The sequence below is a fragment of the Streptomyces sp. NPDC001219 genome, from assembly GCF_053597915.1.
The window spans coordinates 1-9,147 of sequence record NZ_JBSFJF010000133.1 but is presented as its reverse complement, the minus strand read 5'-3'; the positions used below and the strand labels follow the sequence as shown (position 1 = coordinate 9,147).

General features: G+C 70.5%; 2 protein-coding genes. Both read right to left on the bottom strand.

The genetic code is table 11. The annotated features are described in order from the left end of the window. Positions 1 to 8,228: type I polyketide synthase (locus ACWC9R_RS36520; protein WP_450738132.1), on the bottom strand; the 8,228-nt coding region annotated here is incomplete at its 3' end. 49 nt (positions 8,229 to 8,277) lie between these two features. Continuing rightward, positions 8,278 to 9,048 (bottom strand): beta-ketoacyl reductase, encoded by a 771-nt coding sequence (locus tag ACWC9R_RS36515; protein ID WP_450738130.1) that lies wholly within the window; start codon positions 9,046 to 9,048, stop codon positions 8,278 to 8,280. Positions 9,049 to 9,147 lie beyond the last annotated feature (99 nt).

The window sequence follows — 9,147 nt, the reverse complement described above, 5'->3', positions numbered from 1 at the left end:
CCCGCCGCATGAACCACGGCATCCACCGCACACCCGGACAACAACTCCTGGACGGCGTTCCGGTCCGAGACGTCGCAGGCAGCCACCGTCACCTGAACACCGAGGCCGGACAGCTCCGCCTGCAGCTCAGCCGCGCCAGGAGCCTCAAGGCCACGACGGCTGGTCAGGACGAGATGCTCCGCACCCCGCTCAGCCGCCCAACGCGCCACCCGCGCACCCAACGCACCCGTACCACCCGTGATCAGCACCATCCCGCGCGGCTTCCAACCGTCAGCCGCGTCCCCAGCGGGAGCCGGAGCATGTACCAGCCGACGCCCGAACACCCCGGACGACCGCACCGCCACCTGATCCTCACCACCATCGACCAAGACACCCACAAGCCGATCAAGAGCCCTACGGTCCACCGCCTCCGGCAGGTCCACCAGACCACCCCAACGGTCCGGATACTCCAGCGCCGCCACCCGACCCAAACCCCACACCGCCGCCAGCACCGGATCGGGCCCACCATCCGACCCACCAATCGACACAGCCCCCCGCGTCACCACCCACACACGCCCACCCACCGCGGCGTCCCCCAACGCCTGCACCACCACCGCAGCCCGCACCACATCCACCACACCCACCACCAACACCCCGGCAACCGGCTCCCCACCAGCCACCGCACCCACCCGCGCGGCCAGCACACCCCGGTCCCACTCCCCCGCACCACACTCCACCCGCTCAACCGCCAGCCCACACCCCGCCAGACCCTCCACCACAGCCTCAGCAAACGCATCCCCCGCAGCCACCACCGCAAGCCAACGACCATCCGGCACCCCAGCGGACCGCGCCGCCAACGGCTTCCACTCCACCCGATACCGCCAGTTCTCACTCGGGTCGGCGTCAGGTGCAGGCGTCGGCCAGTAGCGCTCACGCTGGAACGCGTACGTGGGCAGATCCACCCGCCGCGCCGCCGGGAAGCACGTACGCCACTCCACATCCATGCCGAACACGAACGCCTGCGATACGGCGGTCAGCAGGGCCTCGGCCTCGGAGCGGTCCTTGCGCATCGCGGGAAGCAGACAGAGGTCAGGCGCCGAGAGGCAGAGCTGTGCCATGGCGGTCTGGGTGCCGTCCGGCCCGATCTCCAGGAACCGGGTCACCCCGTGCACCTCCAACCACCGCACACCGTCAGCGAAACGGACGGCCTCACGCACATGCCGCACCCAGTAGTCAGCAGAGACCAACTCCTCCGCCGCAGCGAACTCACCGGTCACATTCGAGACCACCGGGATACGCGGCTCCGCGTACACCACGCTCTCCAGAACCGCACGGAACTCGTCCAACATCGGTTCCATCAGCGGGGAGTGGAAAGCATGACTCACCCGGAGCCGCTTCACCTTCCGACCCTCCGACTCGAAACGTCCCGTGATATCGGCAACAACCGACTCGTCACCCGAAACCACCACCGACTGCGGACCATTCACCGCAGCGATACTCACCCGCTGCTCCAGGCCCTCCAGCAGCGGCAACACCTCAACCTCCGACGCCTGAAGCGACACCATCGCCCCACCCGCCGGCAACGCCTGCATCAAACGCCCCCGCGCCGCCACCACACGGCACGCATCCTCCAACGACCACACCCCCGCCACATACGCAGCAACCAACTCACCTACGGAATGGCCCATGAGGTAGTCGGGGCGGATGCCGAACGACTCGACGAGCCGGAACAGCGCCACCTCCACCGCGAACAACGCCGGCTGAGTGAAACCGGTCCGGTGCAGCGTCGCCGCGTCCGAATCAGCCTCTGCAAGTGCCTCGTCACCGAACACCACGCTCCGCAGTGGCGCGGCCAACTCACCGTCGAAGTGCGCACACACCTCATCAAACGCATCCGCGAAAACCGGGAAGGTCTCGTACAGCTCCCTTCCCATTCCCAAGCGCTGCGCGCCCTGGCCCGCGAACAGCAGAGCCAGACGGCCGTCGGCCCGGGACCCCTGTATGACACCGGGGGTCCTGAGGCCGTCGGCGAGCGCGGCCAGGCGGTGGGCCGCCGATGCGGGGTCGTCCGCCAGTACCACCGCACGGTGGTCGAAGCGCGCGGAGCGGGTGGTGGCGAGGGAGAAACCCAGGTCCGCCAGGTCCAGTCCGGGGTCGGCCTCGTAGGCGGCGCGCAGGCGAGCCGCCTGTGCGCGGAGGGCGGACTCGGTACGTGCGGAGAGGACCATCGGTGTGACGGACGGGCGCGCGGGTGAGGCCTGGGGGGCCTCGGGGGTGGGCGGCGGTTCCGGGGCGCGTTCCAGGACCACATGGGCGTTGGTGCCGCTGATGCCGAACGAGGACACACCTGCGCGGCAGACATGGGCCGCCGCTTCGTCGTGGAGCGGCCAGGCGACCGGTTCCGTGAGCAGCCGTACGTTGCCCTCCGACCAGTCCACATGGGGCGAGGGGGCGTCCACGTGCAGGGTCCGCGGCAGGACGCCGTGCTGGAGTGCCAGCACCATCTTGATGACACCCGCCACACCCGCGGCCGCCTGGGTGTGCCCGATGTTCGACTTCACCGAGCCCAGCCACAACGGCCGGTCGGCGTCCCGGTCCTGGCCGTAGGTGGCGAGGAGTGCCTGTGCCTCGATGGGGTCGCCGAGTGCCGTTCCGGTGCCGTGCGCTTCGACCGCGTCCACGTCCGAGGTCGTCAGGCCGGCGCTCGCCAGTGCCTGGCGTATGACCCGCTGTTGGGAGGGGCCGTTGGGTGCCGTCAGACCGTTCGACGCGCCGTCCTGGTTCACCGCGGAACCGGCCATGACGGCCAGTACGCGGTGACCGTTGCGGCGGGCGTCCGACAGCCGCTCCACGACCAGCATTCCGACGCCCTCGCCCCAGCCGGTCCCGTCGGCGCCTGCGGCGAACGCCTTGCACCGGCCGTCCGGAGCGAGTCCGCGCTGCCGGCTGAACTCCACGAACGCCCCGGGCGTCGACATCACCGTCACACCGCCCACCAGCGCCAGGTCGCACTCGCCGGAGCGGAGGGCCTGCGCCGCCCAGTGCAGGGCCACCAGAGACGACGAGCACGCCGTGTCCACGGTCACCGCCGGGCCCTCCAGGCCGAGCGTGTAGGCCACTCGCCCGGACACCACGCTCGCGGCGTTTCCGGTACCGATGTAGCCGTCGAAGTCGTCCGGGGAACTGGCCAGCAGCGCCGGATAGTCCTGACCGTTCGTTCCGACGAAGACGCCCGCGCGGCTGCCCCGCACGGAATGCGGGTCGATGCCGGCTCGCTCCAGGGCTTCCCAGGACACTTCGAGCAGCAGCCGCTGCTGCGGATCGGTTGCCACCGCTTCCCTGGGGCTCATGCCGAAGAAGGCGGGTTCGAACTGGTCCACGTTCTTGAGGAACCCACCGACGTTGACGTAGGTGGTTCCCGGGTGTTCCGGGTCGGGGTCGTAGACCGAGTTCAGGTCCCAGCCGCGGTCGGCCGGGAAGGCGCCGACGGTGTCCGCACCGTCCGACAGCAGTTTCCAGAAGGCTTCCGGAGAGTCGACGCCGCCGGGGAACCGGCAGTTCATCCCCACGATGGCAAGGGGGTCACCGTCAACCGCTGAGGGAGTCGCCGTTGACTGCTCGATGTCGTCCTGGGCCGGCGCGATCCTGGTGCGCAGAAGGCCGGCCAGTGCCGTCGGTGTCGGATAGTCGAAGACCACCGTTGCGCTCAGTGTGGTCCCGCATGCCAGGCTCAGGGCGTTCCGCAGCTCCACGGCGAGCAAGGAGTCGACACCGAGGTCCCGGAAGGGCCGGTTCGGCGGTACGTCGGCGGGACCCGCGTAATGCAGGACCCCGGCGGCGTACGACCGGACGAGATCGGTGAGCACCCGTTCCTGCTCGGCCGGCTCCAGTCCCGCAAGCTGCCGGTGCAGCTCGGACCGGGCGTCATCGCCTCCCGTCTCTGTGGCCTGCTCGACCGCGGTACGGATCTCCGGAAGATCACCGATCAGCGGACTCGGGCGGACCGCGGCGAAGGTGGCACGGAAGTCCGCCCAGGTGATGTCGGCGATCACCAGACCGGGCGTACCGGAGCGGATGGCGCTCCCCATGGCCTCGACGGCGAGGTCCGGCTGCAGCGGGGACACACCGCCCCGGCGCATGCGCCGGGCCATCGTCTCGTCGCTCGCCATGCCGGTCTCGCCCCACGGGCCCCAGGCGAGGGACGTCGCGGCAAGTCCTTCGGCCGCTCGCCGCTCGGCGAGGGCGTCCAAGTAGGCGTTGGCAGCTGCGTAGTTGGCCTGTCCGGCGGCGCCGATGGTGCCGGCGAAGGACGAGAACAGGACGAAGGCCGACAGGTCATGGCCGCGGGTCGCCTCGTGCAGGTTGGCGGCCGAGTCGGCCTTGGCCCGCAGGACGGCGGCGAACCGCTCGGGCGTGAGGGAGTCGAGTACGCCGTCGTCGAGTACGGCGGCCGCGTGGAAGACGGCGTCCACGGGATGTTCGGAGAGCAGTGCCGCGACCGCGTCCGGATCTGCGACATCGCAGGCCGCCATGGTCACTCGTACGCCGAGGGCGGACAGCTCCGCCTCCAGGTCGGCCGCACCAGGCGCCTCCGGGCCACGACGGCTCGTCAGGACGAGATGCTCGGCACCGCGTGCGGCCACCCAGCGCGCCACACGGGCTCCCAGTGCTCCCGTACCGCCCGTGATCAGCACCGTCCCGCGCGGCCGCCAACCGTCGGCCGCGTCACCACCGGGAGCCGGAGCGTGCACGAGCCGACGCCCGAACACCCCGGACGCCCGCACAGCCACCTGATCCTCACCACCATCAGTGAGAACCCCCGCCAGGCGGTCGAGCGCCCTACGGTCCACCGCCTCCGGCATGTCCACCAGACCGCCCCAACGGTCCGGGTACTCCAGCGCCGCCACCCGGCCCACGCCCCACACCGCCGCCTGCACCGGATCGGGCCCGGCATCCGACCGACCGATCGACACGGCCCCTCGCGTCACCACCCACACACGCCCACCCACAGCGGCGTCCCCCAGCGCCTGCACCACCACCGCGGTACGCACCGCATCCACGGCGCCCACCGCCAGCACACCGGCGACCGGCTCCGCACCGGCCACCTCACGCACCCGGGCGGCGAGCACACCCCGGTCCCACTCCCCCGCGCCACACTCCACCCGCTCAACCGCCAGCCCACACCCCGCCAGCCCATCCACAACGGCCTCGGCGTACGCGTCCCCTGCAGCCACCACCACGAGCCAGCGACCGTCCGGCACCCCGCCGGACCGCGCAGCGAGCGGCTTCCACTCCACCCGATAGCTCCAGCCGTCCACCACCGACCGCTCACGCCGCTGCCGCCGCCACGACGTCAGCGCGGTGCGCGCCTCCGCCCACGAGGCATCACCGGCGATCGCCAGTTCCCCGGCCGCCGCTGCCGCATCACCACGCTCGATCACGTCCCAGAGCTGCGCGTCGACGCCCTCAAGCTCCGGGGCCTCAGCGCCCTCCGTCTCCGTCGCCGCCAGCCAGTAGCGCTGACGCTGAAAGGGATAGGTCGGCAGGTCGACGGGCCGTGTCCCGGGCAGCAGCGCGGCCCAGTCGAGTACGGCGCCGTGCGCGTGCAACTGCGCAAGAGCCGTCACCATGTGCTGTGCCTCGGACCGGTCCCTTCGCAGCGCGGGAACCGCCAGGTGCGCGGGGCTCTCCACACACATCTGAGCCATCGCGGTGAGCGTGCCGTCGGGCCCGATTTCGAGATAGCGGGCGACGCTGTGCTCCTCCAGCCAGCGGATACCGTCGGCGAAACGGACCGCCTCGCGGACATGCCGCACCCAGTAGTCGGGGGAGGTCAGCTGCTCCGCCGTGGCAAGTTCACCGGTGACATTCGAGACCACCGGGATACGCGGCTGCTCGTACGTGATGCTCTCCGCGACGGCACGGAACTCGTCGAGCATCGGCTCCATCAGCGGGGAGTGGAAAGCATGGCTGACCTGGAGCCGCTTCACCTTCCGGCCCTCGGACTCGAAATGCCCCGCGATCTCCGCCACGGCGGACTCCACGCCGGAGACCACGACCGCCTGCGGACCGTTCACCGCGGCGATACTCACCTGCTCCTCGCGGCCCTCCAGCAGCGGACGCACCTCATCCTCGGCGGCTTGCAGGGACACCATCGCGCCACCCTCCGGCAACGCCTGCATCAACCGCCCACGGGCCGCCACCAGCCGACACGCGTCGTCCAACGACAGCACGCCCGCCACATGCGCGGCCACCAGCTCACCGATGGAATGCCCCACCAGGAAATCCGGCCGCACACCGAACGACTCCACCAACCGGAACAGCGCCACCTCCACCGCGAACAACGCCGGCTGAGTGAACTCCGTCCGATGCAGCAGTTCGGCCTCGCCACCGAACACGACATCTCGCAGCGGCGCCCCCAACTCGCCCTCGAAGCACGCACACACCGCGTCAAAAGCGTCCGCGAACTCTGGGAACGTGTCATACAACTCACGCCCCATTCCCAGGCGTTGGGAGCCCTGGCCCGCGAGCAGAAAGGCCGTCTTCGCGCCCGGCAGGTCCGTCCCCCGCACGGTGCCTTCGGCGTACTCGTCACGGGCGAGGGCGTCCAGTGCCGCGACCAGTTCCGCGCGGCTGCTGCCGAGGACGACGGCACGGTTCTCCAGCGCGGCGCGCGTCGAGGCGAGCGAGCGGGCGAGGTCCCGTATGTCGTCCCCGGGGTGGGCCTCGACGTGCGACAGCAGCCTTCTGGCCTGCTCGCGGAGGGCGGAGTCACCGCGCGCCGAGAGGACCCAGGGCACGATCGGCAGCGGCGTGGACGCGGCCGTGCCGTCCTGCTGTCCTTCTTCGGGCGCGGGCTCCGCCTCGGGTGCCTGCTCGATCACCGCGTGCGCGTTGGTGCCACTGACACCGAAGGCGGAGACCGCCCCGCGCCCCGGTCGCCCGTTCTCCGGCCATCCGACAGCCTCGGTGAGCAGTCGTACGTTGCCGGACGACCAGTCCACATGCGAGGAAGGCTCATCGACGTGCAGGGTATGGGGAAGGACGCCGTGCTGCAGTGCCAGCACCATCTTGATGACACCGGCCACACCCGCGGCCGCCTGGGTGTGCCCGATGTTCGACTTCACCGAACCCAGCCACAACGGCCGGTCGGCGTCCCGGTCCTGGCCGTACGTCGCGAGTAGTGCCTGTGCCTCGATCGGGTCGCCCAGGGACGTCCCCGTGCCATGCGCCTCCACCACATCCACGTCGGAGGGCGAGAGTCCCGCACCGGCCAGCGCCTGCCGGATCACCCGCTGCTGCGACGGACCGTTCGGCGCGGTCAGACCGTTGGAGGCACCGTCCTGGTTCACGGCGCTGCCGCGCACGACCGCCAGCACCCGGTGTCCGTTCCGCCGGGCGTCCGACAGGCGCTCCAGTACCAGCATGCCGACGCCCTCGGCCCACCCCGTGCCGTCCGCGGTCTCCGCGAACGCCTTGCAGCGGCCGTCGGCAGCAAGGCCGCGCTGCCGGCTGAACTCGATGAAGGCCCCAGGTGTGGCCATCACCGTCACACCGCCCGCGAGGGCGAGCGTGCATTCGCCGGACCGGAGGGCTTGTGACGCCAGGTGCAGCGCGACCAGGGAGGAGGAGCAGGCCGTGTCCACGGTGACGGCAGGGCCCTCAAGTCCCAGTGTGTACGCGACACGACCCGACACGACCGAGGTCGAGTTGCCCGTCAGGAGATGGCCCCGCACATCGTCGGGGATATCGCGAAGGCCGGCGCCGTATTCCTGGCCGCTGGCCCCGACGAACACACCGCTGCGGCTTCCCCGCAGGCCGAGGGGGTCGATTCCGGCGCCTTCGAACGCCTCCCAGGACGCTTCGAGCAGCAGTCGCTGCTGCGGGTCCATCGCGAGCGCTTCGCGCGGCGAGATCCCGAAGAAGCCGGGGTCGAATTCGGTGGCCTCGTAGACGAAACCGCCCTTGCACGAGTAGCTGGTGCCCGATCCGTCCGCCTCCGGGTCGTACAGCGCATCGGCATCCCAGCCACGGTCCTGCGGCCACTCGGAGATGGCGTCCGCTCCGCTGTGCAGCAGGCGCCAGAACTCCTCCGGCGACCGCACACCCCCGGGAAGGCGGCAGCTCATCCCGACGATTGCGACCGGCTCCTGCTGCTGCGATTCCAGCTCCTGCAGGCGCCGACGGGTCTCATGCAGGTCCGCGGTGACCCACTTGAGGTAGTCCCGAAGCCGTTCTTCATTCGCCATGTGGAACTTGCCCCATACGTTGTAGACCGGAACGGTTCACCAGCGGCGTTCAGGAACGGCCGAGCTCCTGATTGATGAAATCGAAGATCTCGTCGTCCGAGGCCGCATCCAGCTGCTGGGACACGGCGGACTTCGCCTCGCCCTCGGCCACCCCGCCCAGCTCAGCCAGGATGCTCCGAAGACGGGCCTCGACGAGCCCCCTGGCGGCGTTCTCTGGGGAAAATCCTGAAATCGCGCCGACGAGACGGTCCAGGTCAGCGAGTACGGCGGCCTCCGGCTCGGCGTCCGCGGCACCGAACAAGGCGTCCTGCACGTGCTCCGCGAGAAGCTGTGGCGTGGGGTAGTCGAAGACCAGGGTCGCGGGGAGCCGCATCCCGGTGTCGGCGTTCAGCCCGTTCCGCAGCTCGACCGCGGTGAGCGAGTCGAAGCCCAGATCCCGGAATGCCCTGCCAGGCTCCACGGCCTTCATATCGCGGAACCCGAGAACGGCGGCCGTGTGGCCGCGTACGAGGTCGAGTACGGCTTGCGCGCGCTCCACCGCGGAAAGGCCCGCGACCTTACCGAGGAAGGACTGCCCCGCGCCCTGGACCTCCTCCTGGGACGTACCAGCTACCGCGTCAGCGACCTCCGGGAGGTCCGCCAGCAGTGGACTGGGGCGAGCGCTGGTGAACGCGGGGGCAAAGCGCTCCCACTCCACGTCCGCCACCACCACCGAACCCTCGCCTACAGCCATCTCCAACGCCGACACCGCCAACGCCGGATCAAGCGCCTTCAGCCCGCGACGCAGCAGATGCTCCTCCGCACCCTCCACGCCGGCCATGCCCCCACCGGCCCACGGACCCCACGCCACCGCACAACCCACCACACCCCGCGCACGACGAGCCTCCACCAACCCCTCAACGAAGGCATTCCCCGCCGC

Coding starts and splice junctions, on each gene's coding strand:
- ACWC9R_RS36515 (WP_450738130.1), bottom strand. CDS start 9,048: ATGGCCGGCGTGGAGGGTGCGGAGGAGCATCTGCTGCGTCGCGGGCTG.